The sequence below is a fragment of the Halalkalibacterium halodurans genome (assembly GCF_004376175.1).
GTDB classification, from domain to species: domain Bacteria; phylum Bacillota; class Bacilli; order Bacillales; family Bacillaceae_D; genus Halalkalibacterium; species Halalkalibacterium halodurans.
Genome location: NZ_SNUY01000166.1, coordinates 1 through 732 on the forward strand (window position 1 = coordinate 1; position 732 = coordinate 732).

Below are 732 nucleotides of genomic sequence, written 5' to 3' on the forward strand. Positions count from 1 at the left end.
AGCCTGATCACGCGCTTCAAAATGTGTGGCATCAATCGCTACCGTGTCATCGGTAATAAACCCTTCAGCGATCGCTTGGAGGATCACTTTTTCCTGAACTTCAGCTAAAATGTTAGAGTTCTCAAGCTTCGTTAAAAGTCGAGAATAGGATGCTTCAGATGGAACTGAATCGGATACAAGAAAACCACAATTTCTCTTAAAGGCTAGGTCTTCGTTCAAACGCTTAATTAGGTGCTTCATCGTTGGAATTCCTTCGACAAGACGGATCAATATAGAAATAACCATCGCTGGATAATTCAATGCTTCTGGTGCCCCAAGGTGAGATTTTTTCGTCACCTCGTGGACAATGGAAGACAGATCAATAGCGGAAAAAATCGCGTCATAACGTTGGGTAGGTTCCATCTCATATAATTCTTGCATGCTAAATAAACTCATTTGTCGTATAATGGTCATAGGAAGTACTCCTCCAGTCTTTTTGGGATGTTTTTGTCGACTACCATTATACTGGATTTGGGGAGGTACTTCCTTTTTTGTGCCTAGGAACCCTTGAAACAAAAGGTCTGAGATTTATGAAATTTACTCTATTGTTAAAAAAAGAATTAATTAAATTTAGGTTCTTAGTCAAATGTTGGGGTGTCATAGGAGGGCGAGCCCCTCTTATCCTACCCCGAATGTCTGATGTTTGAATGGATGATGCAAGAGAATACGGTTTCGCAAGCGATCATAACGCCG

1 protein-coding gene is annotated in these 732 nt (G+C 40.8%); it reads right to left on the reverse strand.

Annotation, left to right across the window (positions count from 1 at the left end; genetic code table 11):
* Nucleotides 1-453 (reverse strand): transposase (locus E2L07_RS20635; RefSeq protein WP_134230540.1); only part of this gene is annotated, 453 nt, incomplete at its 3' end.
* Nucleotides 454-732 lie beyond the last annotated feature (279 nt).